Source organism: Streptomyces sp. O3 (assembly GCF_054788135.1).
The window spans coordinates 236,495-262,669 of sequence record NZ_JBTVYK010000002.1; the positions used below are offsets into that span (position 1 = coordinate 236,495).

Consider the following 26,175-nt stretch of genomic DNA (forward strand, 5'->3'; position numbering starts at 1 on the left):
CGGCGACGGCGGCCCTTCACACGGCAGTGCCTCACACGGCGGCGCCGTAGTTCTTCTCCATGTCGTCCAGGATCTGACCGGCGCCGGTGTAGCCGATGCCGAGCATCCAGAGGTTGTCGTCGACCTTGAAGGCCTTCTTGTTCTTCACCGCGTCCAGCTTCTTCCACAGCGGGCCGCCGGTGGTGGAGGTCTCCTGGGCCTTCTTCGCGTCGCCGTAGGTGGAGTAGAAGATGACGTCGGCGTTGGCCTTGTCGATCTGCTCGGGGCTGACGTCGAGCGAGAAGCCGTCCTTGTCCTGGTTCGCCGGGCGGCCGACCTTGAGGTCCTTGAGGATGGAGCCGACGAACGTGTCGTTGAGGTAGAGGCGGGTGTCCGCGCCCTCGACGAAGCGGACGAAGCCGACCTTGGTCTTCTTCGCCTCCGCGGGCCCGCCGAGCGCGTCGGTCAGCCGCTTGACGTGGTCCTCGTAGTCGGCGACGACCTTCCCGGCCTCGTTCTTCTGGCCGAGCGCGTCGGCGTGCAGGTCGAAGTTCTCGCGCCAGGTCGGTCCCGTGGTGTCCGAGAACACGGTCGGGGCCATCTTGGACAGCGCCTTGTAGTGCTTCTCGTAACGGACCTTGCTCCCCAGGATCAGGTCGGGCTTCAGCTGGTTGATCGCCTCGAGGTTCGGCTCGCCGATCACCCCGACCGGCTTGATCCCCTTGAGCTCGTCCTCGGGCAGGTACGGGGAGAAGGGGGCGCCCTCCGCGACGGTGGTGCCGCCGACCGGGGTGACGCCGAGCGTGACGGCCGAGTCGAGCGCGTCGGTGTCGAGCACCACGACCCGCTTCGGGTCGTCCTTGACCTCCACGTCCCCCATGACCGTCTGCACGGTGTGCGTGGCGGCGTCGGTCCGCTCCCCGCCCTCGGATGACGTGTCGCCGTCACCGCCGCCACAGGCGGTGAGGGTGACCGCGGCAGCGGCGGCGAGAGCGACGAACGTCGCGGACCGGGTGAGGGAACTGGACATCTATGGGAAGCCTCTCCTGACGTGGCCCGAATCCACCCCGGACCGTAAGTAAGGCGAGGCTAACCTTCACCTCTGTCCGGGGCAAGTGACGCCGGGCGGCCCGGTCAGGACAGCGTCTGGACGACCTCCCGCACCTGGACCGCGATGCTCTCCGGCAGCGGCGCGTAGTGGATCCTCGGCAGGAGCCGCTGCCCCTCCTCGCCCGCGGTGTAGCTCAGGAACGACTTCAACGCGGGCAGCGTCTCGGGGTCGTTCCCCCGGTCGCAGACGATCTCGTACGTGACCAGGACGATCGGGTAGGCCCCGTCGGCACTCGTGCCGTAGTCGAGCTTCAGGGTGAGGTCCTTGCCCTCGCCCACCACCTCGGCGGCCGCGATGCCGACCGACGCGCTCTCGGGACTGGCCCGGACCGGCTCGGCGGCGCCCGTGTCGATCCGGACCGTGGGGATCTTCTCGGCTTCGGCGAACGACAGCTCGAAGTAACCGATCGCCCCCGGAGTGGACTTCACCTCGGACACCACACCGTCGGAACCGTCCCCGGACTCACCGCCCTTGCCCTTCCACGCCTTCTCCACGGGGTGGGGCCACTCCTCGGGGGCCGCCTCGGCGAGATAGGCGTTCAGGTTCTGGGTCGTGCCCGACGCGTCGGAGCGGTGCACCGCGTGAATCGGGACGCCGGGAAGCCGGACACCGGGGTTGAGCCGCCGGATCGCCGGGTCGTCCCACCGCGTGATCTCGGTGTCGTAGATCTTCGCGAGCGTCGGGGCGTCCAGGACCAGATCGGTCACGCCCTCCAGGTTGTAGCCGATGGCGACCGCGCCTCCGACCATGGGCAGGTCAATGGCCCGCCCGCCGGGGCAGGCCAGCTTCGCCGCCTCCACCTCGTCGGGCTTCAGCGCCCCGTCGGTGCCCCCGAACGTCGTGGCGCCCCGCAGGAACTGCGCCACCCCGGCCCCCGACCCCACCGGCCGGTAGGCGATCCGGGTGCCGGGACACGCCCGCTCGTACTCCTTGATCCAGCGCTTCACCGCGTGCGACTGCGCCGATGACCCCGACCCCGCGACCTTGCCGCTCTCGGCGCAGTCGACCACCGCCGCGGCCGGAGCGGGCCGCGGGGACTCCGCGCGCCCGCCCGCCGTGCCGCCGCCGTCGCGCGAGAGCAGAAACGCACCCCCCAGCGCCACCGCCGCGGCGGTGGCCCCGGCGGCCGCGGGCAGCAGAAACGAGCGGGACTTCTGTCGATGACGCACCCTGACCCCCCTCTGGTCGTGTACTCAGGGGATACAGATGCTCGACGACGCGCGCTGCGCCAGGGCGAACCGCGGACGAACACCAGGTGTCCGTGTCCCGTCACGCAGCAGGAGGCCGTCGGCCCGAGGGCGCGAACTCCGTGGCCAGCAGCATGCGCTGGAGCTCGCGCGCCGCGCGCGGCGGGTCCACGTCGCTGCGGTGCGCCAGGGCGACCGTACGGCGCAGACCGGGTTCCGCGAGCGGCGTCACCCGCAGCCCGTGCCCGGCACGCGTGGCGACCATATGCGGCACGACGGCCACCCCGAGCCCCGCGCGCACGAAGCCGAGCACGGCGTCCAACTCACCGCCTTCGACGGCGAAGTCCGGTTCGAACCCGGCCGCCCGGCACGCCGCGACCGTCAGCTCCCGCAGGTCGTAGCCGTGCCGGAACATCACCAGCCGCTCGCCCCGCAACGCGGAGATCTCCAGCGGCGTCGCGCCGCCGCCCGGCGCGGGCGCCCGCGGCCCCGACACCACCACCAGGTCCTCACGCAGCAGAGGGACGGCGCTCAGCGCGGGCGCGGGGCTCGGCAGCGGCAGGGTGATCAGCGCCAGATCCAGCTCCCCGCGGGCGAGCTGGCGCACCAGGTCGTGCGAGCCGCCCTCGTCGACCAGCAGCCGGACGCCGGGGTAGCGGTCGTGGAACGCCCGAAGGACGTCCGGCAGCAGCCCGGTGCACAGACTCGGCGTGGCCCCGAGCCGCACCCGGCCACGGCGCAGCCGCGCCACCTCGGCGACCTCCTGCCGCGCGGTGTCCGTGTCCGCGAGGATGCGCCGGGCCAGCGGCAGCAGGGTCTCACCGGCGTCGGTGAGGGCGATGTTGCCGCGGGCGCGGCTGAACAGGTCGGTGCCCAACTCCCGTTCCAGCGCGCGGATCTGCTGCGACAGCGAGGGCTGGGCGACATGCATCCGCTCGGCCGCACGGGTGAAGTGCCGGGTCTCGGCGACCGCCACGAAGTAGCGAAGCTGCTGGAACTGCATACACCCCACCCTAGCCCGTCGATAGGTGAAGCCTATGGAAATAAGCTCTCCTATGTCTTGGACCTCTCATGGGGGGCGCCCCTAGCGTCTGTCGCATGGCTCTGGGAACGCGGACGGACCGACGGCGGACGGACCGACGGCCGTCAACGGCGCGCACCATATGGGACTCCTCCGTCGGCAAGAAGGCCGTGATGGCCGTCAGCGGCCTGATCATGCTGCTGTATCTGGTCACGCATATGCTCGGCAACCTCAAGATCTTCTTCGGGCCCGAGGAGTTCAACGGGTACGCGCACTGGCTGCGCACCCTCGGAGAGCCCGCCCTGCACTACGAGTGGGCGCTGTGGGGCATCCGGGCGGTGCTGCTGGCCGCCGTCGTCCTGCACGCGGTGTCCGCGTACCAGCTCAGCCGGCGCGACATCAAGGCGCGCCCCAGCAAGTACGTCCACAAGCGGCCACGCGCCAGCTACGCGACCCGCACCATGCGCTGGGGCGGCGTCATCCTCGGCCTGTTCCTCGTCTGGCACCTGCTCGACCTGACCACGCTGACCGTCAACGAGAACGCCCAGCCGGGCCACCCGTACGAGAACGTCCTGGCGACCTTCGGCACCTGGTACGGCAACGTCGTCTATCTCACCGCCGTGCTCGCCCTCGGGTTCCACATCCGGCACGGCTTCTGGAGCGCCGCCCAGACCCTCGGCGCGGGCAGCGCCGCCCGTGACCGCGCGCTCAAAGCCGCGGCCAACGCCCTGGCCCTGGCGCTGACCCTGGGCTTCGCCTCCGTACCCGTAGCCGTGATGACCGGATGGGTGAGCTGACATGGCCCCGAACGCCCCCGACCCCGCTTTCCCCGCGTACCTCTCGTACGCCACCGGCGAGCCGATCGCCGACGCCAAGGCCCCCGCCGGGCCGATCGCCGAACGCTGGGACACCCGCCGCTTCGAGGCGAAGCTCGTCAATCCCGCCAACCGGCGCGGTCACACCGTGATCGTGGTCGGCACCGGACTCGCGGGCGGCGCCGCCGGGGCCACGCTGGCCGAACAGGGCTACCGCGTCGTGCAGTTCTGCTACCAGGACTCACCGCGCCGCGCCCACTCGATCGCCGCCCAGGGCGGCATCAACGCCGCCAAGAACTACCGCAACGACGGCGACTCCGTCCACCGCCTGTTCTACGACACCGTCAAGGGCGGCGACTTCCGGGCCCGCGAGTCCAATGTGCACCGCCTGGCCCAGATATCCGTCGAGATCATCGACCAGTGCGTGGCCCAGGGCGTGCCCTTCGCTCGCGAGTACGGCGGCCTGCTCGACACCCGCTCGTTCGGCGGCGTCCAGGTCTCGCGCACCTTCTACGCCCGCGGCCAGACGGGACAGCAGCTGCTGCTCGGCGCGTACCAGGCGCTGTCGCGGCAGATCGCCGGGGGCAACGTCGAGCTGCACCCGCGCACCGAGATGCTCGACCTGATCGTCGTCGACGGCACGGCCCGCGGCATCGTCGCCCGCGACCTGGTCACCGGAAAGGTCGAGGCCTACTTCGCGGACGCCGTCGTCCTGGCCACCGGCGGCTACGGCAACGTCTTCTATCTGTCGACGAACGCCATGAACTCCAACGCCACGGCCGTGTGGCGGGCCCACCGGCGCGGCGCGTATTTCGCCAACCCCTGCTTCACGCAGATCCACCCCACCTGCATCCCGCGCACCGGCGACCACCAGTCCAAGCTCACCCTGATGAGCGAGTCACTGCGCAACGACGGCCGGATCTGGGTGCCCGAGGCCCAGGGTGACACCCGCCCGCCGCACGAGATCCCCGAGGACGAACGCGACTACTACCTGGAGCGGATCTACCCCGCCTTCGGGAACCTGGTGCCGCGCGACATCGCCTCGCGCGCCGCGAAGAACGTCTGCGACGAGGGCAGGGGAGTGGGACCCGGCGGCCAGGGTGTCTACCTCGACTTCGCCGACGCCATCGCGCGCATGGGCCGTAAGGCGGTCGAGGCCAAGTACGGCAACCTCTTCGACATGTACGCCCGGATCACCGACGAGGATCCGTACACCACGCCGATGCGGATCTACCCCGCCGTGCACTACACGATGGGCGGCCTCTGGGTGGACTACGACCTGCAGACCACCGTCCCCGGACTGTTCGCGATCGGCGAGGCCAACTTCTCCGACCACGGCGCCAACCGGCTCGGCGCATCCGCCCTGATGCAGGGCCTCGCCGACGGCTACTTCGTGCTGCCCGCCACCGTCAACGACTACCTGGCCCGCCACCCGCACACCGAGCCCGTCGACGCCGACCACCCCGCCGTGCACGAGGCCCTCACCGGCACCCAGGACCGCCTGGCCCGCCTGCTGGCCGTCGACGGCGACTGCACCCCGGACTCCTTCCACCGCGAACTGGGCGAACTCATGTGGGAGTTCTGCGGCATGGCCCGCACCGAGACCGGACTGCGCAAGGCCCTGGAACGCATCCCGCAGATCCGCGAGGAGTTCTGGCGCCGCGTCAGGGTCCCCGGCGCCGGCGAGGAACTCAACCAGTCCCTGGAGAAGGCCAACCGCGTCGTCGACTACCTGGAACTCGCCGAGCTGATGTGCCTGGACGCCCTGCACCGGGCCGAGTCCTGCGGCGGCCACTTCCGCGAGGAGTCCCAGACGCCCGACGGCGAGGCCGCCCGCCAGGACGAGACCTTCTCCTACGCCGCGGCCTGGGAGTTCACCGCACCCGGCGCGGCCCCCGTCCTGCACCGGGAACACCTCGTCTTCGACTACGTCCACCCCACCCAGCGGAGCTACGCATGAAGCTCACCCTGCGCGTCTGGCGCCAGCGCGGCGCCGAAGCCGACGGCGCGATGTCCACGTACGAAGTGGACGGCATCTCCCCGGACATGTCGTTCCTGGAGATGCTCGACACCCTCAACGAGGACCTCACCCTGCGCGGCGACGACCCCGTCGCCTTCGACCACGACTGCCGCGAGGGCATCTGCGGAGCCTGCTCCCTGGTCATCAACGGCGAAGCCCACGGCCCCGAACGCACCACCGCCTGCCAACTCCACATGCGGTCCTTCACCGACGGCGACACCATCGACGTCGAACCCTGGCGCGCGGCGGCCTTCCCCGTGGTCAAGGACCTGGTGGTGGACCGCTCGGCGTTCGACCGCATCATCCAGGCGGGCGGCTACATCAGCGTCCCCACCGGATCCGCGCCGGAAGCCCACGCCACGCCCGTACCCAAGGCGGACGCCGACACCGCCTTCGAGCACGCCGAGTGCATCGGGTGCGGCGCCTGCGTGGCCGCCTGCCCCAACGGCTCCGCGATGCTGTTCACCTCGGCGAAGATCAACCACCTGAACGTCCTGCCGCAGGGCGCGCCCGAGCGCGAGAGCCGGGTCCTGGACATGGTCGGCCAGATGGACGCCGAAGGCTTCGGCGGCTGCACCCTCACCGGCGAGTGCGCCACGGCCTGCCCCAAGGGCATCCCGCTGCCGTCCATCGCGGCCATGAACCGCGAATGGCTGCGCGCCACCCGCAAGTCCAGCCGCCGCTGACCACGACCGGCCCGCCCTCCGGGCGACGGCCGCTGGCCCGCGAGCCGCGCGGCGAGCGGCCGGTCGTCCGCGAGTCCGTCGAGGGTGAACCGTCGACGCCGATCACCCGCGCTCGCCGCGTCGCGGACGGCCCCTACGCCGGTTTCCAGTTCTGCAGTACGGCCTGGACGCGCCGGACGGTCCCGCCGTCGAGCGGGGCGAGTGACTCCTCGGCCGAAGACTGGCAGTGGCGATGTCGTCGTACGGCTCTACGAGTCCGCGGGCGCCCGCGGCGCGCAATTTCCTTACTCAGGGGTAGGCCAACCCGGCCCGCTTATTATACGGTCCGTCTAACAAGCGGGCCGGGGGTGCGCGTACGCACCGGGAGGCCCGCAGCGAGAGCGAAGGAGCCGAGGCATGGCAAGCAGCACCGTTCGGCCGAGCGCCGAGGACGACTCCCCCTACGACCCCTACGACGACGCGGCCCGGCGGCTGCTCGCATCGGCCGCCGCGCTGGCGTACGACCCGGCCGCCGAAGTCGACTGGGACACCCCGTTGGACAAGGACTTCCACGGCGCGAGCCCCGAGTGGTGCAGCCTCTACGGCACCGCCTACTGGCAGGAGATGACCGACGCCCAGCGCAAGGAGCTGACCCGGCAGGAAGCCGCGTCGGTGGCCAGCACCGGCATCTGGTTCGAGGTGATCCTCCAGCAGCTGATCCTGCGCGACCTGTACGGGAAGGACCCGGCCAGCCCCGAAGTCCAGTGGGCGCTCACCGAGATCGCCGAAGAGTGCCGCCACTCGATCATGTTCGCCCGCGGCGCCCGGAAACTCGGCGCCCCCGCCTACCGGCCGCCCCGGATCGTGCGGGAGCTGGGCCGCGCCTTCAAGACCCTCGCCTTCGGGGAAGCGGCCTACGCCTCGATCCTGGTCGCCGAAGAGGTACTCGACGTCATGCAGCGCGACTGGATGCGCGACGAACGCGTCGTGCCGTTCGTCCGCACCATCAACAACATCCACGTCGTCGAGGAGTCGCGGCACATGAAGTTCGCCCGTGACCAGACCCGCAAGCGCCTCGCCCGCGCCGGGCGGATCCGCCGCCAGACCCAGGCCCTGGTGATCGCGATCACCTCGTACTTCATCGTCACCAGCATGGTGAACCGCGAGGTCTACGCGAACGCCGGACTCGACGAGAAGCGCGCCCTCGCCGAGGCCAGGGCCAACCAGCACCACAAGTCCATGATGCGCTCGAGCTGCTCCGGCCTGATGGACTTCCTGGCCTCGTCCCGCCTGCTCACCAAGCCGGCACTGGCCTTCTACAAGCGCGCTGACCTCATCTGAGAGCCGGACCGAACCGAACAGGGCCCGACGCCATGACCCAAGCCCCCTACGCCATCACCCAGACCTGCTGCGGCGACGCCACCTGCGTCGCCGTGTGCCCGGTCAACTGCATCCACCCGACCCCGCAGGAACGGGCGTTCGGCAGCACCGAGATGCTGCACATCGACCCCGCGACCTGCATCGGCTGCGGCGCCTGCGCCGACGCCTGCCCGGTCGACGCGATCTTCCCGGTGGACGCGCTCCCCGCCGCACAGCGCGAGTACGCCGCGATCAACGCGGCCTACTACGAGAACGAGCCCCCCGAGCGGGCGGCCCCCGAAGGACCGAACTTCCACGCCTGGGGCGAACCGTCCTTCCCCCGTGTCCTGCCACCGGACTTCGCACCGCTCAGGGTCGCCGTGGTCGGCACGGGACCCGCGGGCATGTACGCCGCCCAGGACCTCCTGCTGCACACCAACGCCGAGGTCACCCTGATCGACCGGCTGCCCGTGGCGGGCGGCCTGATCCGCTACGGCGTGGCGCCCGACCACCCCGCCACCAAGAAGGTCGGCGACGCCTTCGCCCGCTTCCACACCCACCCGCGCGTGCGCCTGCGCCTGGGCCTCGACGTGGGCGCCGACATCACCACCGACCAACTCGCCGCCCAGCATGACGCGGTCATCTACGCCGTCGGCGCGAGCGCCGACCGGCGCCTGTCCATCGAGGGCGAGGACCTGCCCGGCTCCCTCCCGGCCGGCGCCTTCGTCGCCTGGTACAACGGCCACCCCGACGCGACGCCGGACCCGGTCGACCTGTCCGCCGAGCGCGTCGTGATCGTCGGCAACGGCAACGTCGCCCTGGACGTGGCCCGCATCCTCCTCACCGACCCCGGCGCCCTCGCCCGCACCGACATCGCCGCGCCCGCCCTGAAGGCCCTGCGCGCCAGCCGGGTCCGCGAGGTGGTCCTGCTGGCCCGGCGCGGCCCCGAAGAGGCCGCGTACACCACGTCCGAACTCCTGGCCCTGCGCCACCTGCCCGGCGTGGACCTCACCGTCGACGACCACGACCCCCGCATCGCCCCCGCCGTCGACCAGGCGCCCGCCCACGCCAAGGCCGCCGCCCTGAAGGACGTCACCCGCGTCGCCCGCGACGAGCGGGACTGGCAGGCGCCGCCCCCGCCAGGCCGCCGCATCGTGCTCCGCTTCCACAGCACCCCCGACGCGATACTCGGCGACGGTCACGTGGACGCCGTACGCGTCACGGGCGACTCGGGCACGCACACGATCCGCACGGGCGCCGTGCTGCGCGCCATCGGCTACCGGGGCGTCCCCCTCCCCGGCCTCCCCTTCGATGAAGCCACCGGTACCGTCGCCAACGAGGCGGGCCGCGTGACCGGACGCCCCGGCGCCTACGTCGTCGGCTGGATCAAACGCGGCCCCACCGGCGGCATCGGCGCCAACCGCACCTGTGCCGCCGAGACGGTCTCCGCCCTCCTCGACGATGCGGTCGACCGAGCCCTGCCGCCACCACGCCGAGGCCCCCGCGCCCTCCACCGCCTCACCCGACGCCGCTGACGCCCGGCCGCGCCGACCCGCACCGGCTGCCGCACCCGCCGCCGCCCAGGCCGCTCCGTCCGGGCCGCCACCCGCGGATCGCCCTCACCCGCCGCCCGCCCTGCGGCCCGCCAGCAGCAGCGCGATGTCATCCGGGCGCTCGGTCGCCGTCCGCGCCTCGCTGATCAACGTGTCCGAGATGGCGGAGAGCGAGGTGGACTCGACTCGGGCGAGGGCGGCGCGCAGCCGCTCCACGCCCTGGTCGATGTCGGCGCCCGGCTGCTCCACCAGACCGTCGGTGTACAGCGCGAGGATCGCGCCGGGCGGCAGCCGCAGTTCGGTGAGGTCGTACGAAGCCTCCAGGCTCACCCCCAGCACCACACCGCCCGCCAGGTCCAGGACCTCGGTATGCCCGTCGGGGTGGCGCAGCAGCGGCTGCGGGTGGCCTGCCCGTACCGCCTGGGCCACGCCGGACACGGGGTCCAGGACGATATAGCAGCAACTGGCGATCTGGTCGTGCTCCAGGTCGATCAGCAGCCGGTTCGTGCCGCGCATCACCTCCTGCGGCGTACGACCGGCGAGCGCGAAGGCCCGCACCGCGCTGCGCAGCTGCCCCATCGTCGCCGCGGCCGCGACGCCGTGCCCCTGTACGTCGCCGATGACCAGCGCGAGCCCCCGCTCGGTCGCCACCACGTCGTACCAGTCGCCGCCCACGTCCATGCCCTGGGTGCCGGGGAGATAGCGCCCGACCGTGTCCACGTCGTCGCGTTCCGGCAGCCGGTGCGGCAGCAGCGCGTCCTGCAGCCCACGCGCCAGGGCGGCCTCCGAGTCATAGCGCCGGGCCCGCTCCAGCGCCTGCGCGATCAGCCCGGCGAGCGCGGTGAGGACCGTACGGTCTTCGGGGCTGAAGCCGCGGGGCTGGTCGAAGCCGAGAATGCACGAGCCGACCGGCCGCCCGGAGGCGATCAGCGGCAGGAAGGCCCGCGCCCCGGTGTGCGCGTCCAGCGGGATGCCCGGATAGCTCGCGGCCAGGTGCTCCATCGACTCGAAGAAGATCGGCCGTCCGGTGGTGAGGGTCTCCACACCCGGCAGACGGGCGTCGAGCCCGACGCCGTCGAACCGGTCCAGGAAGCCGCGCGGAAAGCCGGTCTCCCAGGCCAGGTAGAGATGGTCGTCCCGGAGCAGGTAGATGGCCAGCTGCCGTCCGCCGAAGGCGGGCAGCAGCTCGTCCGTCACCACGGCGGACACCTGGCGCGCGGTCACGGCCTCCGTCAGCGCGATGGCCAGGGCGACCGGTCGGTACAGGGCGGCGGCGCGATCGGCCGGTGAGCCCAGGCCGGGCCCCGGCCGCGTCGTGGACACGGGCGTGTACGCGGGTTCCTCCGCCGCGGTGAACGTGGCGGTGAGCCCGTCGCGGCCGGGCAGCACCGCCACCGAGAGCCACTGCCCCGGTTTCCGGCAGGCGGCGAACCGGACGGGGCGCAGGGACAGCAGCGCCGACCGGTACTCGTCCTCGTAGGCGGCGGGCGTCAGCCAGGGGACCGCGTCCCACAGCACCCGTCCGGACAGCGCGCGCCCGCTGAGGCCGAGCAGGGACTCGGCCCGGTCGTTGGCGTGGGTGACCCTGCCCATCCGGTCCGTCGACACCACACCCGTCGGGATCTGATCCGGAGCCCCCGCCGCTGCCGCCCCGGTGCCGAGGTCCATGAGGGTCCCCGTCAGCCGCCCGCGCGTACCGCCCCGCGAACGGCCCGGATCGTCGTCCTCCTGCCGCGGCCTGGCGCGGTGCGCGGTCAGTTCCACCAGGTGCGGGCGTCCGGCCGCGTCCAGGATCCGCACCCTGCGCGCTCCCGGCCGGTCCTGCCCGGCAGCCTGCCGCACGGCGGCCCAGAGCCCGTACGCGTCCGCCTGCGGAAGCCGCCTGCCCAGCGTCCCCGCGGTGCCGGGGAGTTCGGCCGGGTCCAGGCCGAGGATGGCGCACAGCTCATCGTCTCCGTCGAGCAGGCCCAGGTCGAGGTCCCAGGTGAACCGCCCGGTCCGCACCGGCTGGCCGACGGCCGTCGGCAGCGATACGGACACCGGATCACCGTCCCACCGTACGGGGACCCCGCCAGCGGCCAGCTCCGCCAGCGCGCCGCCGAGACGCCGCGCGGCCCCCAGCATCCGCCGCCGGTCCGCGCTCGTCACGGGAACGCCGGGCGTGGCCTCACGCACCGCCACCAGCACGCCGTACCGCTCGCGACCAGCGGAGACGGGCGCGTAGAGCGACCCGAAGTCGAACGGGAGGCCCGCCATGAGCTGCGGGTACCGTCGCATGGCCTCCTGGGAGTCGGCGAGGCTGACGGGCCTGCCCGAGCGATGCACATGAGCGACCGGGAAGGGCCTGTTCACATGCATCTGCCGCCACGGGTGGAAGAGGTCGACGGGCAGTCCCGCGATGACGGCCAGCTTCAGCAGACCGGACGTCCGCGAGCACAGGTAGAGGCTTCCGGCATGCCCGCCGACGGCCTCGACCGCTTGCACACAGGTCCGGGTGAGCAGCGGGCCGAGCACGTCCCCGGCTGCGGAATCGCCGACGCGGCTGCCAGGCGTCGCCGCTCCGCCCCCGCCCCGTGAGGCACGCGAGGCCGCACGCTTCCTGGTCACCCTGCCAGGATGCTCCCTGCCCGCGCCGCCACGCACTTCGGTGACGGCCGTACGGGCCCACGGCTCACCGAGAGCGTGGGAGCGCTACCGGGGAGCACCGTCGGGGGAGACCTCCGGCGAATCCCCGGTCGCCGGACCCGCCCCGTCGGTCGCCCCGGTGTCCGGCGGCGACGGCGACGGCGATGCCGACGGGGACGGCGATGCCGACGGCGACGGCGACGGTGACGGTGAGGCGGGCGAGGGAGACGGCGAGGCGGGCGACGCGGTCACCGGCACACAGGTGGCCGAGGGCGAGACCGCGGGCGAGGCCGTAGCGGTGGCGTCGGACGCGGGCGACGGCGTCGTACCCGACGGACACGACGACGGCGAAGGGGAGGGCGAAGGGGAGGGCGACGGGGTGGTGAGCGTCGGCGACGGCTCCGCCGTGGGCGGCGTGGTCGGCTTGTCCTTCTCGCCCGTGTCGCCCTTCTCCCGTTCGAACCACTCGCCGTTCGTGAGGTCCAGCACCACGAACACGTTCACCACTTGCGGTGCGGGCGCGACCGCGACCGTGTTCGACGACCGGTACGCGGGCCAGGGGTCGCCCTTGCGCTCGGCCCCGCCCCGCAGCGCCGTCGGCGGGGCCAGCGGATTGCCGCAGGCACACCGCACCCGCGGCACGCCGTGCTCGTCGACGAGCACCGCGGTTCCCGCCTGCAGCACCGCCTGATAGCTCGTGGCGGCACCGTTCCGGTAGCCGTGGTTGGTGACTCGGGTGTCCATGCGCAGCCGCACCGGCGTCAGCGCCCGCAGATACGCGGGGACGTCGGACGGCGTGATGCTCAGCACCGAGGCGAACGCCTTGTTCTTGGCCGCCTCGGCGGTGAGCGTGCGGATCTGCTGTTCCACGTCACAGCTCGCGACGTCGCGCGTCCCGCCGTACAAGCCGGGGGCCGAACCCTCCACGCCGTGCGTGACGTCGGCGTCCGTCTCCGGGGCACTCGGCAGCGTCGGCGGCGACGCGGAAGGCGGAGTGCCGGTCTCCGACGACTCCGTGAACGGGTCGACACCGGTAGCGCTCGCGGCCTGGAGGAAGACCTCGTTCGCCGACCCGGACCCGCCGCCGTCCTTGCCGTCGTCCGGACGGGTGAGGACGACGACCAGCACCGTGGCCGCCACGACCGCCGCGGCGACACCGGCGACCACGGGCACGGAACGCCACCAGGGCACCCCGCCCCCGCCCGAACCGCCCGCTCCGCCTCCGCCTTCGCCTCCGCCTGCGCCGGAGCCGCCTCGGTCACCCCCGCCGGACGGCGGCTCCGGCGGAACGGAACCGGGCGGCGCGGTGGCGCTCAGCTCGGTGGGCGGCTCCGAGGCCGGTCCCGGACGGCCGCCGGACAGCGGGCCGGAAGGAGGACCGGTCGGAGGACCGGACGGGGGATCGGTCGGGGAACCGGTAGGGCGCTCTGACGGCGGCGGCTGGGAACTCACGGGCCTCTTCTCCCGGCATGGCGAGTCAGCGAAAACAGGACACTCCACCATGTCCCGGTTTCTCATGAGTCGCACTAATTGCGCACCGTGCTTCCTCCCCGGCCCGCGAGCTGGCGCGGTCGGCCCAGGCCCTCTCGCGCCGCCGCCCGCGGCTGCCTAGCCTGAGCACCGTGAGCGCGCAGCAGACCAGCGACCGGAACGGTCCGGGCCGCGCCGCCGCGCACGGCTGGCCGCAGGCACTCGCCGCGGTGGCCGCCGCACTGGCGGTGATGGCCGTCACCGCGGCGCTCGGCCTGTGGGCGGCGGGAGCGGCGGACCTGCCCGACGGCGCGTTCTGGCGCGTCGTCGCCGCGGTCGTGCTGATGGCCGTCGGCGGGTCCGTCTCGCTCTCCGGCGACGCCAGCGCGCTCGTCGGAACGGAGGCGGACCTGTCCGCCCTGCCCCTGTCGGTCACCCTCGCCGGGGCCCTGACCGTCGCGGCCGGGTTTCTGCGGCCGCTGCGCCACCGGGCCGTCGCGGGCGTCGGCGAACTCACCGCCTGGGCGGCCAGGGCGGCCCTGCTGTGGGCCGCCGCCCTGATCGCGCTCTGCGCCGCCGCCCGGCACACCTTCGAGATCCCCGTGGACGACCCCACGGGCGGTCTGATCACCGACGTACTCGGCGTCCCCTCACCCAGCATCGGCTTCCGCGCCGACTACGCCCCCAGCCTCCTCTTCGGCCTGCTGTGGCTCGCCGGAGTGTTCACCCTGGCCCTGCTCGTCTCGCGCGGCGCGCCGCTCCCGGCCCGCCTGCTGCGCTTCCAGGAGTCGGTGCGCCCGGCCGCGTACGCCATGGTCGCCCTGCTCCTGGCCTACGTCGCCCTGGGCCTGGTCGTCGGACTGGTCGTCGCCGCGACCCGAGGTCACGCGGCGCAGACGTTCGCCGTCGTCCTGCTGGGACTGCCCAACCTGGTCTGGCTGTCCCTCACACTCGGCGTCGGCGCGTCCTGGGAAGGCCGGGTGGAAGGCCCCTTCGGCCTGCCGATGCCCCGCGTACTGGACCAGGTGCTGCGCGGCCCCGACGACTCCACCCTCAATCTGCGCACGCTGTCCGCCTACGACGGGCGGGTGTGGTGGCTGGCCGTCGTCGCGGCCGTGCTGCTGCTCGCGGCGGCCTGGGTGATGGCGGTCCGCTCACCCGCCCGCGTGCGGCTCTGGCAGCACGCCGCCCACTTCGCGGCAGCGCTCGCCCTCACCGTGCTGGCCGTCTGTCTGGTCGCCGAAACCACCGCGCACGTCGGCCTCTCGCTCCTGGGCATCGGCGACCTAGGCGGCGCGCTCTCGGCCGAGGTCGTCCTGCGCCCCGACCTGTGGACGGCGGTCGGCATCGCGGCGGGCTGGGGCCTGCTCGCCGGATTCGTCGGCGGTCTGCTGGCGCTGCCGGTCCACCGGCGAGGCGAGGTACGGCCAGCCGCCGCTCCGCCGTCCGACTGACGCGCAACGCCGCTCGCCTCAGCGGGCACGCCCCGGAAAGACCGGCAGCGCCCAGCGCGGCGGCTCGGACGGCGGAGCCGACGACACGGAAGGGGCGGGCCCGGCGTGCTGCCCGTCGGCTTGCCCCGCCACGGCCGCGCGCAGGTCGGCCACGAACTCCAGACAGGTCCCGTACCGCGCGTCCGGGGCCTTGGCCAGGGCTCTCGCCACTACGTCGTCGAGCGCGGCGGGCAGCCCAGGCCGCCGCCGGGTCAACGGCGGCGGCGGATCGTACTGGTGGGCCCAGAGCAGCGCCAGATCGTCGTCCCGCTGGAACGGCGGCGTCCCGGCCAGCGTCTCGTACACCACACAGCCGAGGCTGTAGATGTCGCAGCGGCCGTCCACCGGCCGTCCGGAGATCTGCTCCGGCGCGACATAGTCCAGGGTCCCGACGAACTGGCCCACCGTGGTCAGCCCGGACAGCGAGAGGGACTTCTTCGTCAGACCGAAGTCCGTGAGGTACACGTATTCGGGATGCTCGCTGTCCGTGCCCGCGGCGACCAGGATGTTGCCGGGCTTCACATCGCGGTGCACCAGGTCGTGCGCGTGCGCGGCGTCCAGCGCCGACGCCACCTGCGCGGCGATCCGCGTCGCCGTCCCGGTCGGCAGCGGCCCCTTCCGGTCGAGCAGGGCGCGCAGGTCCTGCCCCGGTACGTAGCGCATCGCGATGTAGAGGATGCCGTCGGTCTCGCCCGCGTCGAAGACCGGCACGATATGCGGATGGTCGATGGCGGCGGCCACCCGTGACTCGCGGGCGAACCGCTGTCGGAAGGTGTCGTTGCGGGCGAGCTCCGGAGCGAGCAGCTTGAGGGCGACCGTACGCTCCAGGCGCAGGTCACGGGCGCGGTAGACGACCGCCATGCCACCGCGGCCGATCTCGCGCTCCACCAGGTACCCCGCGATCCGCCGCCCGATCAGCTCCGACGGGCGCCCGTAGGCGACGCCCGGATCCGGCGTCGCGCCGCCGCCCGCCATCACCGGTCACCGCCCGACGCGGGCCCGCCCGGCGGCCCCACCGCCCCGGAGCCGCCGCCGGGAGCACCGGGAGCACCGGGAGTACCGGGATCGTCCTGGGCGTCAGAGCCGTCGGGCTCGTCCGCCGCGCGCAGCAGCGACGGCTCGACCACCCGCGTCGGCTCATGCCCGACGCCCTCCGCAGCGCCGTCCACGCCCTCCGCAGCGCCGTCCACGTCCTCGGCCGCGTCCGCGTCCGCCGCACCCACGGCATCCGCCGCGCCCGCCGCCACGCCGTCAGCCTCACCCCGCCCCGGCTCCGGATCCAGGTCAGGCCCCGCGTCGGCCGCGAACCCCGTCAGCCGGGAGCCGTCGCAGTAGCACCAGCGCCCCTGCTCCGCGTCGTACAGCCACACCGACTCGCCGTCCACCACCACCCCCACCCGCAGCCCCCGCGTCCTGCGCCGGAACGCCTCGCCGTCCGCCCGCCCCCGCGCCAGCTCCGCCGCCGCACCGCAGTACTCCCGCAGCGCCGCCGCGGCCCGCGCCAGCAGCGGCCGCGGGTCCTCCACACGGCCGAGGGGTTCCGCGGCGTCCGGCGGCCGCCGCGGCACGGACACCAGCAGCCGCGCGTCGACCCACGTCGACCAGCCGTTCGCGCACTCCACCCGCCCCCAGTCGCCGCGCCGCTCCAACAGCCGCACCGGCAGCAGCGCGTCGAGCGGCTCGGACGGGCGTGACGCGTCCGGCCCGGCCCAGGAGGGCAGCCCGTCCGGATGCACCACATGCGTCGGGCGGAAGTCCCAGGTCGTCATGGCGGGGCCCTACTTCCGCATGACAGCGGGCTCATGACGCCGCAGCAGCCGCGCGACGACGAGGCAGAACAGGACCGACAGCGCGGCCAGCACCCCCATGTCGAGCAGCCACACCCCGGCGGAGTGCTCGAACAGCGGATCGTCCGCCAGCGCGCCCGGAACGATCCGGGAGAGCCCGACCGTACCGGCCATCGCGCCCAGAGCCCACCGCGACGGCACCAGCCACGCCATCTGCTCGAGCACCGGGGTGCCGTCCAGCCGCAGCAGCGCCCCGCAGAACACCACCTGGACGATGGCGAGCAGCACCAGCAGCGGCATGGTGACCTCTTCCTTGCGCACCAGCGCGGAGACGAGCAGCCCCAGCGTCATCGCCGTGAACGACAACAGCGCCACCGCGAGCGTGATCTCCATCAGGGGAGGCAGCAGCACCCCTTCGCCGCCCGGCGCGTTCAGATCCACGCCGACCAGCGCGACCAGGGTCAACACCACGGCCTGGACGACCGTCACCGTGCCGAGCACCGCCAGCTTGGACAGCAGATACGCGGACCTGGACAGCCCCACCGCACGTTCCCGCTGGTAGATCGCCCGCTCCTTGACCAGCTCCCGAACGGCGTTCGCCGCCCCGGTGAGCACACCGCCCACGCACAGGATGAGCAGGGTGTTCATCGCCGTCTCCTGGGTCAGGCGGCCGCCCGCGAGCGCGCGGGCCATCGCGCCCATCACGAAGGGCAGCGCGATCATGATCACCAGGAAGGTGCGGTCGGCGCTGAGCGCGGTCGCGTACCGCCGTACGAGCGTCCCGAACTGCGCGACCCAGCCGCGGGCCCGCGGCGGGGGAGGGGGCCCGGTCCCGGCCGCGCCGGGGCGCTCGCCGCGCGGCTGAGCGGTGGCGCCGACCACGTACTGGAAGTGGAGCAGGGACGTCCGGTACTCCGTCGCCCAGTCACGGGCCCGGTCGTTCTCGAACGCCTCGAAGGCCTCGGGCCACTGCGCGAAGCCGAAGAAGGCGAGGGTGTCGCCCGGCGGCCCGTAGTAGGCGATCCGGCCGCCCGGAGCCAGCACCAGCAGCCGGTCGCACACCTCAAGGCTGAGCACGCTGTGCGTGACGACGACGACGGTCCGCCCATCGTCGGCGAGGCCGCGGAGCATCTGCATCACCGAGCGGTCCATACCGGGGTCGAGTCCGGAGGTCGGCTCGTCGAGGAACAGCAGCGACGGCTTGGTCAGCAGTTCGAGCGCCACGCTGACCCGCTTGCGCTGACCGCCCGACAGCCGGTGGATCGGCAGCTCCGCGCGTTGCTCGAGACCCAGTTCGCGGATGACCTCCCGCACCCGTGCGAGCCGTTCCGCACGGTCCGTGTCTCGGGGGAAGCGCAGCTCGGCGGCGTACTCCAGGGCCCGGCGCACCGTGAGCTGCGCGTGCAGGATGTCGTCCTGCGGTACCAGGCCGATGCGCTGGCGCAGCTCGGAGTAGTCGCGGTACAGGTCACGGCCGTCGTACAGGACGGTTCCGCGGTCCGCGGGGCGCAGCCCGGTCAGCGCGTTGAGCAGGGTGGACTTGCCCGCACCGCTGGGGCCCACCACGGCCAGCAGGCACTTCTGCCCGACGGGGAAGGAGACGTGGTCGAGCAGGACCTTGCGCCCGTGGTCGACGGCGACGGCCAGATCCTGCACGTCGAGGGAGATCTCACCGGTGTCGACGAACTCCTGGAGCTGGTCGCCGACCAGGCAGAACGCGGAGTGTCCGATGCCGACGATGTCACCGGGGGAGACCTGGGCGCGGCTGACCGGCTGGCCGTTGAGGAAGGTGCCGTTGTGGCTGCCGAGGTCGGCGATCTGGTAGCTGCCGTCGGCGTGCGCCTCAAGCTCGGCGTGGTGGCGTGAGACGACCAGGTCGTCGATGACCAGGTCGTTGTCCGCACCCCTGCCGATCCGCACGGTCCGTGTGGGCAGCGGCCGGACCGTCGTGGGCTGGCTGAAGGTCCCCGTCGCCGAGGGCATGGAGACAGCGGACGGCCGCTCCGGCGCCGGCGACCGCGCGGCGGACCCGGACGGCGCGAGCCCCGAAGGCGGCACAGGCTCCGAGGGCGGCGCGGATGGCGGGGGCGGCGCGGATGGCGGGGGCGGCGTCGGCGCATGGCTGACCAGCACCGCGCGCGGCCCGTCGAGCGGGCTCCCGAACCGGATCTCGCTTCCGGGACCGACGCCCCACTCCCGGATGCGTCTGCCGTCGGCGTAGGTGCCGTTGGTGCTGCCCTCGTCGGCCAGCGTCCAGCTTCCGGCCGCGGGCCGCAGCACCGCGTGGTGCCACGAGACGCGGGCGTCGTCGATGACGATGTCGCTCAGAGGGTCGCGCCCGACGTGATAGTCCCGGCCGGGGATCATCACCGTGGCGCCCGAGTCGGTCTCCAGGACGAGCTCGGGCGCGGAAGGCTCGACAGGCGGCTCTCCCATACCCGAATTCTAGCTATTGATCCAGTCATACGCCTGGTCCGCGCCCCTTCGGCGAAGCCCGAACCGTCGTCGGCGTATCACGCTGAGTTGGCCTGTGAGGCGTATGGGATGTGAGGATGGGCCCATGAGTAACGTGTTCTTCGACATCACCATCAACGACGAGCCCGCGGGGCGGATCGTCTTCAAGCTGTTCGACGACGTGGTCCCCAAGACCGCGCAGAACTTCCGCGAGCTGGCCACGGGCCAGCACGGCTTCGGCTACGAGGGCTCCGGCTTCCACCGGGTGATCCCCGAGTTCATGCTGCAGGGCGGTGACTTCACCCGAGGCAACGGCACCGGCGGCAAGAGCATCTACGGCGAGAAGTTCGCCGACGAGAACTTCGAGCTGAAGCACACCAAGCCGGGCCTGCTGTCGATGGCCAACGCGGGGCCGAACACGAACGGTTCGCAGTTCTTCATCACGACCGTCGTCACCCCGTGGCTGGACGGCAAGCACGTCGTCTTCGGCGAGGTCGTCGAGGGCATGGACGTCGTGAAGGCCATCGAGAGCGAGGGTTCCCCCAACGGCGCGACCAAGAAGGCCGTCAAGGTCGCGAAGTCGGGCGTCGTCTCCGGCGAGTAACAGCCGGACACCCAGACGGGCCAGCGGGGGCGGCCGCGTACTTCCGCGGCCGCCCCACAGCCGCCGCGCACCGCCCGCGAGCGAGCCCCCAGACCGGCGCGCCGCTCACCCGCTCGCCCGCCGCCCCGCTCACCGGGCGCGGGTCACGGAACCGCGCCTAGGCTGCCCGTCATGGACATCAGCATTCACACCAGCTTCCTCCCGCACGTCGACCCGGAAGCGTCGCTGGCCTTCTACCGCGACGCCCTCGGATTCGAGGTCCGCAACGACGTCGGGCAGGGCACGATGCGCTGGATCACGGTCGGCCCCGTCGGCCAGCCCAGCACCTGCATCCTCCTGGCGCCACCGGCCGCCGATCCGGGGATCACCGAGGACGAGCGCCGCACCATCACCGAGATGATGGCCAAGGGCACCTACGGCTGGATCCTGCTCGCCACCCCCGACCTCGACGGCACGTTCGCGAAGGTGCGCGCCAGCGACGCCGAGGTCGTCCAGGAGCCGACCGAGCAGCCGTACGGCATCCGCGACTGCGCCTTCCGCGACCCCGCGGGCAACCTGGTCCGCATCCAGGAGCTTCGCTGAGACAGACCGGTCAGGATTCGAGAAGCGCTGGTCGCCACGCCGTCACTACCGTGAGACCGGCTTCCGCGGGTTCACCCTGGCGCTCACCGTGGCGAAAAGCTTCGGCGGCAAGTACGTCGAGTTCGCCGCCGCCGAGTCGAGCCCCGCCAAGCTGGCGCTCCCCGCGACCGGCCTAGCCGCTCCCGACGCCGTCCGGGCGTAGGGCGTCGAGGATCAGACCCAGCCCGAACGTGAACTCGTCCGCGTAGTCGTAGCCGGGCTTCAGCGCCAGCTCGGTGGCCAGCTCGGCGAGATGGGGGTACGCGTCGGCGGGCATTCCGCGCAGGATCGTGCCCGCGACCTCCTCCAGCTCCGCCGCGCCGCTGAACGGCAGGCTCACCTCCTGGATCACGAAGCCGTACAGATAACTGTCGATCAGCGAGAAGGCGTGCGCGGCCATCGCGACGGAGAACCCCCCGGCGCGCAACGCGCCGATGACGGCGTCGTGGTGGCGCAGGGTCGCCGGTCCCGGCCTGCCGCGGGAGTCCATCAGCGCGACGGCCCACGGATGACGCCGCAGCGCGGCACGCGCGGAGAGCGCCCGGTGACGCATGGCGCTCTTCCAGTCCATGTCGCCCGGCGGCAGCGCGATCTCGCTGAACACCGCGTCCACCATGCCGTCGAGAATGTCCTCACGGCCCGCGACATGGTGGTACAGCGACATCGCCTCGACGCCCAGCGGCTCGGCGATCGCCCGCATGGTGAGCGCGGCCGAACCCTTCTCGTCCGCGACGGCCACCGCCGTACGGATCACCCGCTCGCGACTGAGCGGCGTGCGCGCCGCCGCCCGCCGCCGCCCCTCGGCCCCCTCGCCCATACACCCTCCCCTTCACCTCTATTGACTGCCTTATGGTGTAAGGCTAACGTGCCTTACACCATAAGGCAGATGTGCGGGACCGGTATTCGTCGAAGGGGCCACGCCATGGACACGGAACGCGCACAGACGGAACGTGTGAAGAAGGTCTGCGTCATCGGAGCTTCGGGAAAGCTCGGCCAGTACATGGTCCGGCACGCCCTGGAACGCGGCTACGAGGTGGTCGGCGTGTGCCGGGAGCGCAGCGTGCCGAAACTGGCCGCGTTCGACGGCCGGATCACCGTCGTCCCCGGCCCCACGAACGACCCGGACGTGATCCGGCGGGCGGTCGCCGGATGCGACGGAGTGCTGACCGTGCTGGCGCCCTGGGGCGTACAGCAGTACTCCTCAGGCACGGCACAGGCCGTGCTCGACCACGCACGGCCGGGCGCGCGCCTGGTCTTCTCCTGCGGCTGGCACATCACGCGCGACGGCAAGGACCGGTACTCACGCTGGTTCACCGCCGGCGTACGGATCGTCACCGTACTGGCCAAGCTCGTCCGCGCCGTCGAGATCGACGACCAAGTGGAGGCCTGCCGCCGCGTGTTCGCCAGCGAGACCCGCTGGACCGTGGTGCGCGGCAGTAGCCTGGAGGAAGGCGAGAGCCAGGGCCTTCCGGTGTGGAGCCCCCACGTGGGGGACCCGGTACTGGCCAGCAACCTCACCCGCCGCGTGGACTTCGCGCTGTTCATGGTGGAGGCGCTCACCGACGACACGCTTGTCCGGCAGGCCCCGGCGATCGTCGGCCGTCGCACCCCCAGCGCACTGGCCCACGCCGCCGCGGGACCGCGCACTCACCGGATCTGAGCGAAGCGGAGCATGGTGCCGCACGGGTCGCGGAAGGCGCAGTCGCGGACGCCGTAGGGCTGGTCGACCGGCTCCTGCAGCACCTCGCCTCCCGCGGCGCGGATGTGCTCAAAGGCGGCGTCACAGTCCTCGGTGTGAAAGACGACACCGCGCAGAAACCCCTTGGCCAGCAGATCCGCCATGGCCGCCCGGTCGGCGGCCGAGGCGTTCGGGTCCGCGAGCGGGGGTTCCAGAACGATGTCGACGCCGGGCTGCGACGGCGCGCCGACGGTCACCCAGCGCATCCCCTCGAACCCGACGTCGTTGCGCACCTCGAGACCCAGCACATCCCGGTAGAAGGCCAAGGCCTTGTCGTGGTCGTCGACGGCGATGAAGCACTGCGAAAGCGTGATGTCCATGCGCCTCACGCTACGAGCCGGAATCAGCGCGCGCTTCTCCGTTCCTGACCGGTCGCGTATGGATCTTGGCGACGCAGGCCGGGACCGCGGCCCCCTCATCATGGCGACGAGCCCGGTACGCGCTCGGAGTCTCCCCGACCAACTCGGTGAACCGCGAACTGAACGACCCCAGCGAGGTGCAGCCGACCGCGAAACAGACCTCCGTCACCGTCAGATCACCCTGCCGCAGCAGCGCCTTGGCCCGCTCGATCCGACGCGTCATCAGATAGCTGTACGGCGTCTCCCCGTAGGCGGCGCGGAAACTCCGCGAGAAGTGGCCCGCGGACATCAGCGCGACGCGCGCCAGCGCCGGAACGTCGAGCGGCTCCGCGTACGCGCGGTCCATCAGGTCACGGGCCCGGCGCAGCCGGACGAGATCCTCCAACGTCACCCCATTACCCTCCCACAGCACCCCACCGCGCGGACTCCCGCACCGCGCACCGCGCACCACGCGGACTCCCGCACCGCCGCCGTGGCGACAGCCACCGGCCGCGGTCTCATCCGCCGCCGACCGGACCGGCCTCAGCCCAGTCAAGCCCGAGCTCGGCGAGCCGCCGGAGCCTGTCCGGAGCGAGCCTGGCGCGCCGCGACTTCGTGTTGGACAAGAACACCCCGAGCCTGACCTCCGTCCCGTCCTCCAGCCGCTCCACGTGGGCCCTGGGAACCCGCACGGAGCCCGTGCGGGCCTTGTACCGCGCCAGGGCCCGCACGCCCCGCTCGAAGCCGCCGGACGCCGCGCCCGACGGCTTCCCGGACGGTTCCCGCTCAGACGGCAGCGGCGCGATGCCCAACTGCTGAAGACGTTCCCGCTGCCCGGCCGACAGGCCCCGCCACACGCTGTGCTCACGCTGCCGGGCGAGCCACGCACCGACATCAAGGCCGTTGACCGTGACTCCGGGCAGGATCTGCGTCGGCTCGGGCTCCTCGCGAAGAAGCTCCCGCACCGCGGCGTAGTGCCGCTGCCAGGCGGGCGGCCACGGCGGATTCCAGTCCGGGTCGATCGCTGCCAGCGCGGCATCCCGCTCAGGATGGCCCGCCAGCGCCCCCGGCCTGCGCAGATTCGACAGCCACTGCCCGACCGGCCGGTCCAGAGCGACCGCCGAACGGGGCGCGCACAGCGAGAAATACCGCTCGAAATACGCGCGCGCGGCGGCGAGATTCTCCTGAAACGCGGCGTCCGCCGCGTCCCACACCATCCCGAGCTGCTCAAGCCGCCGCGCGCGCAGACCGGTCAGCTGCCCGGCCCCGTACGCCCGCCGCTGCTCCGCGACCCACTGCCCCAGCGGATACGCGCCCTCCCGGTGCCCGTACGGCACCCGCGCGTGCGACTCACGCTCGCTGAACGCCTTCAGCGCCGTCCAACCGCGCGCCCAGTCCTGCCGCTCCGTGTCGATCACATGGAACGACACCCACCGCGCGACCATCACCGGGTCGCGCGGTGAGGCGAACCGCAGCAGCAACCGCGACTCCTCCGCGCCCTCCTCCGGCGCGGGCCCGATGCTCACGGACGGCCGCACCACGTCCCGCTGCGGCTCCTGCGGGACGGCGAGCAACTCGACCGCCTCCTCGTCATGCGCCCGCAGCCCCTCCAGCACCCGCACCAACGGCCGGTACGAGCCCGACGTGAACATGTCCTCGGGCGTCTCGTCGGGCCGCAGGAACACCGGCACGATCAACGAGGCGACCTTCCCCTGCCCCGGCTGCTGCCGCAGAGCGCGCCCGACGGCCTGCACGATGTCGTGCGGCGCCCCCTTCGGATCCAGCAGCGCCACCGAGTCCACGGCCCGGATGTCCACCCCCTCGCCCAGCACCCGGCAGTTCGACAGCACCGCACGCCGGGCGGTGCCGCCGAACCCGGCCAGCACCTCACGCCGCCGCTCCGCGGCATGCTCCCCGCACAGCCAGTCGGCCCAGATCCGCGCCGGGTAGGTCTCGGGCCGGTCCGCGTGCAGCTTCTCCGCCACCGCCGCCAGGCCCTCCGCGTACGCCTGCGCCTCCATCGTCCGATGGTGGAACGTGATGCACGTCTGAAGCCCGTGCCGCGCCATCGCGTGCAGCAGCGCGGCCTGCAACGCCCCGAGCCGCTGCCCCCGTACCTCCTCGCCGCTCCGCTCCTCGCCCATCAGCCGCTCCGGCGTGACCACCGGGTCCTGGAGCTCCAGCACGATGATCTGGTACCGCGCGAGCAGCCCGCGGGACACCGCCGACGCCAACGACAGCTTGTACAGCACGGGCCCGAACACGGCCTCGTCGTCCATCGAGGCCGCCAGCTCCTTCGGCAGCGCCTCCCGCACCCCCTCCGCGACCTCTGTCCGCGCCCGCTCCTGCCAGATCCGCGGCGTCGCCGTCAGATACAGCCTGCGCGCCGCGGGGATGACGCCCTGGTCGTGAATGTCCGCCCACGCCTTGCCCAGCGACCCCGAAGTCCGGTGCGCCTCGTCCACGACCGCGAGATCCATCGGAGCCATCCGCTGCCCGTAGGCGCCCTCGAACGCCTCCGCCAGCACGCCGAGCGACGCGTACGTCGCGTAGACGGTCACCGGCCCGGAGGCGTGCCACAGCGCCAGCCGCACCGGGTTCGTCGTCGTGCGCACCCGCAGGCTCCACAGCTCCGGATCGTCCTGAAGCGAGCACACGGCGACCGACGGGCCCCGGTGCCCGACGTCATGCCACGCCCGCACCGTCTGCGCCAGCAGATCCAGCGTCGGCACCAGCACCAGAACCCGGCCCCGCGGCACCATCCGCTTCGCCGCCGCCGCGGCGATGACGGTCTTCCCCGTCCCGCACGCGGCGTGCACCTGTCCGCGCAGACCGTTCGCGGGAACACCGCCCGGCGGCACGTCGAATCCCCGTACGACGGCACTCACCGCCTCGATCTGATGCGCACGCAGCTGCACGGCCATGCCCCATGTCCTCCTTTCCGGGCAGGTCACCGGCTCAGCCGAGCCGGACGGACACGGCGGTCCGCCGAGCGAGTCTCCCATGCCGCCGTCCGGCTACCGGGGCCCGGCGACCGGACGGCGAACCCGTGTTCATCGCCGCCGTCCGCCGACGAGCCGCCCGCACCTGCGCACGGCGGAAGAAGACACCCGCACATCCCCGAGGCAGCCTGGGTGACCTGCCCGCAGCACCGGCCGAAGCCGAAAGGGCCCCGACCCGATGACACGCTCACCCCGCCACGGGCTGATTCCCCGGCCCGCGCTGTTCTGGACCGGCACCCTGCTCTGCCTGCTGGGCGTGGGGGCGCAACGTCGGGGGGTTGCCCCCCCCCCCCCCCACGACGAACACCAAGCGGGGCGGGTCCGGGGGGGCGC

General features: G+C 72.7%; 21 protein-coding genes. 9 read left to right on the forward strand and 12 right to left on the reverse strand.

Annotated features, from left to right (window positions below):
- Positions 1 to 31: 31 nt before the first annotated feature.
- The 3 genes from ACX6XY_RS02370 to ACX6XY_RS02380 form a co-directional block, all read right to left on the reverse strand.
- A complete protein-coding gene (locus ACX6XY_RS02370) occupies positions 32 to 1,009 on the reverse strand; it encodes an ABC transporter substrate-binding protein (protein WP_460325726.1) in 978 nt (325 codons plus the stop codon).
- Positions 1,010 to 1,113: 104 nt separating this feature from the next.
- Complete coding sequence (gene pstS / locus ACX6XY_RS02375; protein WP_460325728.1) at positions 1,114 to 2,259, reverse strand: phosphate ABC transporter substrate-binding protein PstS; 1,146 nt, start codon at positions 2,257 to 2,259, stop codon at positions 1,114 to 1,116.
- A gap of 100 nt (positions 2,260 to 2,359) precedes the next feature.
- Positions 2,360 to 3,280, reverse strand: a complete 921-nt coding sequence (locus tag ACX6XY_RS02380; RefSeq protein WP_460325730.1) for a LysR family transcriptional regulator — start codon at positions 3,278 to 3,280, stop codon at positions 2,360 to 2,362.
- A gap of 95 nt (positions 3,281 to 3,375) precedes the next feature.
- Between ACX6XY_RS02380 and ACX6XY_RS02385 the strand changes: the two genes are divergently transcribed.
- From ACX6XY_RS02385 to ACX6XY_RS02405, 5 genes are all read left to right on the forward strand, one after another.
- Positions 3,376 to 4,095 (forward strand): succinate dehydrogenase, encoded by a 720-nt coding sequence (locus tag ACX6XY_RS02385; RefSeq protein ID WP_460325732.1) that lies wholly within the window; start codon positions 3,376 to 3,378, stop codon positions 4,093 to 4,095.
- A gap of 1 nt (position 4,096) precedes the next feature.
- On the forward strand, positions 4,097 to 6,073 hold the full coding sequence (locus ACX6XY_RS02390; RefSeq protein WP_460325734.1) for a fumarate reductase/succinate dehydrogenase flavoprotein subunit: 1,977 nt from the start codon (positions 4,097 to 4,099) through the stop codon (positions 6,071 to 6,073).
- The gene (locus ACX6XY_RS02395) at positions 6,070 to 6,819 is read left to right on the forward strand and encodes a succinate dehydrogenase/fumarate reductase iron-sulfur subunit (RefSeq protein ID WP_460325736.1); all 750 of its coding nucleotides are present in this window, start codon (positions 6,070 to 6,072) and stop codon (positions 6,817 to 6,819) included. The genes ACX6XY_RS02390 and ACX6XY_RS02395 overlap by 4 nt, the downstream gene beginning before the upstream one ends.
- Before the next feature lie 396 nt (positions 6,820 to 7,215).
- A complete protein-coding gene (locus tag ACX6XY_RS02400) occupies positions 7,216 to 8,139 on the forward strand; it encodes an AurF N-oxygenase family protein (protein WP_460325738.1) in 924 nt (307 codons plus the stop codon).
- Between the two features lie 32 nt (positions 8,140 to 8,171).
- Entirely contained in the window at positions 8,172 to 9,692 is a 1,521-nt protein-coding gene (locus ACX6XY_RS02405) for an FAD-dependent oxidoreductase (RefSeq protein ID WP_460325740.1), read from the forward strand.
- Between the two features lie 84 nt (positions 9,693 to 9,776).
- On the opposite strand, the gene ACX6XY_RS02410 is transcribed toward ACX6XY_RS02405, so the two are convergent.
- On the reverse strand, positions 9,777 to 12,353 hold the full coding sequence (locus tag ACX6XY_RS02410; RefSeq protein ID WP_460325742.1) for a PP2C family protein-serine/threonine phosphatase: 2,577 nt from the start codon (positions 12,351 to 12,353) through the stop codon (positions 9,777 to 9,779).
- 48 nt (positions 12,354 to 12,401) lie between these two features.
- Positions 12,402 to 13,787, reverse strand: coding sequence for a DUF6777 domain-containing protein (locus tag ACX6XY_RS02415; protein WP_460325744.1), 1,386 nt, complete (start codon positions 13,785 to 13,787; stop codon positions 12,402 to 12,404).
- 161 nt (positions 13,788 to 13,948) lie between these two features.
- Here ACX6XY_RS02415 and ACX6XY_RS02420 point away from each other — a divergent pair, with 161 nt between their 5' ends.
- Complete coding sequence (locus ACX6XY_RS02420) at positions 13,949 to 15,259, forward strand: streptophobe family protein (protein ID WP_460325782.1); 1,311 nt, start codon at positions 13,949 to 13,951, stop codon at positions 15,257 to 15,259.
- Positions 15,260 to 15,277: 18 nt separating this feature from the next.
- Here ACX6XY_RS02420 and ACX6XY_RS02425 read toward each other — a convergent pair whose 3' ends face one another.
- The 3 genes from ACX6XY_RS02425 to ACX6XY_RS02435 are packed head-to-tail and all read right to left on the reverse strand — an operon-like array spanning position 15,278 to position 19,521.
- The gene (locus ACX6XY_RS02425) at positions 15,278 to 16,273 is read right to left on the reverse strand and encodes a serine/threonine-protein kinase (protein WP_460325746.1); all 996 of its coding nucleotides are present in this window, start codon (positions 16,271 to 16,273) and stop codon (positions 15,278 to 15,280) included.
- Positions 16,273 to 17,067: an SH3 domain-containing protein gene (locus ACX6XY_RS02430; protein ID WP_460325747.1), complete on the reverse strand. Its 795-nt coding sequence runs from the start codon at positions 17,065 to 17,067 to the stop codon at positions 16,273 to 16,275. Before ACX6XY_RS02430 ends, ACX6XY_RS02425 begins: the two co-directional genes overlap by 1 nt.
- 9 nt (positions 17,068 to 17,076) lie before the next feature.
- Positions 17,077 to 19,521, reverse strand: a complete 2,445-nt coding sequence (locus ACX6XY_RS02435) for an FHA domain-containing protein (protein WP_460325749.1) — start codon at positions 19,519 to 19,521, stop codon at positions 17,077 to 17,079.
- 124 nt (positions 19,522 to 19,645) lie between these two features.
- Here ACX6XY_RS02435 and ACX6XY_RS02440 point away from each other — a divergent pair, with 124 nt between their 5' ends.
- Both ACX6XY_RS02440 and ACX6XY_RS02445 read left to right on the forward strand, forming a co-directional pair.
- Entirely contained in the window at positions 19,646 to 20,143 is a 498-nt protein-coding gene (locus tag ACX6XY_RS02440) for a peptidylprolyl isomerase (protein WP_460325751.1), read from the forward strand.
- A 171-nt stretch (positions 20,144 to 20,314) separates the two neighbouring features.
- A complete protein-coding gene (locus ACX6XY_RS02445) occupies positions 20,315 to 20,725 on the forward strand; it encodes a VOC family protein (RefSeq protein WP_460325753.1) in 411 nt (136 codons plus the stop codon).
- 172 nt (positions 20,726 to 20,897) lie between these two features.
- Here ACX6XY_RS02445 and ACX6XY_RS02450 read toward each other — a convergent pair whose 3' ends face one another.
- Entirely contained in the window at positions 20,898 to 21,581 is a 684-nt protein-coding gene (locus tag ACX6XY_RS02450) for a TetR/AcrR family transcriptional regulator (RefSeq protein ID WP_460325755.1), read from the reverse strand.
- Between the two features lie 105 nt (positions 21,582 to 21,686).
- Here ACX6XY_RS02450 and ACX6XY_RS02455 point away from each other — a divergent pair, with 105 nt between their 5' ends.
- On the forward strand, positions 21,687 to 22,424 hold the full coding sequence (locus ACX6XY_RS02455; protein ID WP_460325757.1) for an NAD(P)-dependent oxidoreductase: 738 nt from the start codon (positions 21,687 to 21,689) through the stop codon (positions 22,422 to 22,424).
- Here the strand turns inward: ACX6XY_RS02455 and ACX6XY_RS02460 are convergent.
- The 3 genes from ACX6XY_RS02460 to ACX6XY_RS02470 all read right to left on the reverse strand — a co-directional run bounded on the left by ACX6XY_RS02460 (position 22,412) and on the right by ACX6XY_RS02470 (position 25,764).
- Positions 22,412 to 22,822 carry a VOC family protein gene (locus tag ACX6XY_RS02460; protein ID WP_460325759.1) on the reverse strand — a complete coding sequence of 137 codons (411 nt, stop codon included), beginning with the start codon at positions 22,820 to 22,822 and terminating at the stop codon, positions 22,412 to 22,414. The two genes, ACX6XY_RS02455 and ACX6XY_RS02460, sit on opposite strands and share 13 nt — an antisense overlap.
- Before the next feature lie 10 nt (positions 22,823 to 22,832).
- The gene (locus ACX6XY_RS02465; protein WP_460325761.1) at positions 22,833 to 23,252 is read right to left on the reverse strand and encodes a helix-turn-helix domain-containing protein; all 420 of its coding nucleotides are present in this window, start codon (positions 23,250 to 23,252) and stop codon (positions 22,833 to 22,835) included.
- 106 nt (positions 23,253 to 23,358) lie between these two features.
- Positions 23,359 to 25,764 carry a helicase associated domain-containing protein gene (locus ACX6XY_RS02470; protein WP_460325763.1) on the reverse strand — a complete coding sequence of 802 codons (2,406 nt, stop codon included), beginning with the start codon at positions 25,762 to 25,764 and terminating at the stop codon, positions 23,359 to 23,361.
- Between the last annotated feature and the right edge of the window lie 411 nt (positions 25,765 to 26,175).

Bases quoted from the DNA above. Each gene is read 5' to 3' on its own strand.
- ACX6XY_RS02440 (WP_460325751.1), top strand. From the start codon at position 19,646: ATGAGTAACGTGTTCTTCGACATCACCATCAACGACGAGCCCGCGGGG.
- ACX6XY_RS02435 (WP_460325749.1), bottom strand. From the start codon at position 19,521: ATGGGAGAGCCGCCTGTCGAGCCTTCCGCGCCCGAGCTCGTCCTGGAG.
- ACX6XY_RS02430 (WP_460325747.1), bottom strand. From the start codon at position 17,067: ATGACGACCTGGGACTTCCGCCCGACGCATGTGGTGCATCCGGACGGG.
- ACX6XY_RS02425 (WP_460325746.1), bottom strand. From the start codon at position 16,273: ATGGCGGGCGGCGGCGCGACGCCGGATCCGGGCGTCGCCTACGGGCGC.
- ACX6XY_RS02390 (WP_460325734.1), top strand. From the start codon at position 4,097: ATGGCCCCGAACGCCCCCGACCCCGCTTTCCCCGCGTACCTCTCGTAC.
- ACX6XY_RS02470 (WP_460325763.1), bottom strand. From the start codon at position 25,764: ATGGCCGTGCAGCTGCGTGCGCATCAGATCGAGGCGGTGAGTGCCGTC.
- ACX6XY_RS02385 (WP_460325732.1), top strand. From the start codon at position 3,376: ATGGCTCTGGGAACGCGGACGGACCGACGGCGGACGGACCGACGGCCG.
- ACX6XY_RS02395 (WP_460325736.1), top strand. From the start codon at position 6,070: ATGAAGCTCACCCTGCGCGTCTGGCGCCAGCGCGGCGCCGAAGCCGAC.
- ACX6XY_RS02450 (WP_460325755.1), bottom strand. From the start codon at position 21,581: ATGGGCGAGGGGGCCGAGGGGCGGCGGCGGGCGGCGGCGCGCACGCCG.
- ACX6XY_RS02460 (WP_460325759.1), bottom strand. From the start codon at position 22,822: ATGGACATCACGCTTTCGCAGTGCTTCATCGCCGTCGACGACCACGAC.
- ACX6XY_RS02455 (WP_460325757.1), top strand. From the start codon at position 21,687: ATGGACACGGAACGCGCACAGACGGAACGTGTGAAGAAGGTCTGCGTC.
- ACX6XY_RS02400 (WP_460325738.1), top strand. From the start codon at position 7,216: ATGGCAAGCAGCACCGTTCGGCCGAGCGCCGAGGACGACTCCCCCTAC.
- ACX6XY_RS02370 (WP_460325726.1), bottom strand. From the start codon at position 1,009: ATGTCCAGTTCCCTCACCCGGTCCGCGACGTTCGTCGCTCTCGCCGCC.
- ACX6XY_RS02380 (WP_460325730.1), bottom strand. From the start codon at position 3,280: ATGCAGTTCCAGCAGCTTCGCTACTTCGTGGCGGTCGCCGAGACCCGG.
- ACX6XY_RS02405 (WP_460325740.1), top strand. From the start codon at position 8,172: ATGACCCAAGCCCCCTACGCCATCACCCAGACCTGCTGCGGCGACGCC.
- ACX6XY_RS02445 (WP_460325753.1), top strand. From the start codon at position 20,315: ATGGACATCAGCATTCACACCAGCTTCCTCCCGCACGTCGACCCGGAA.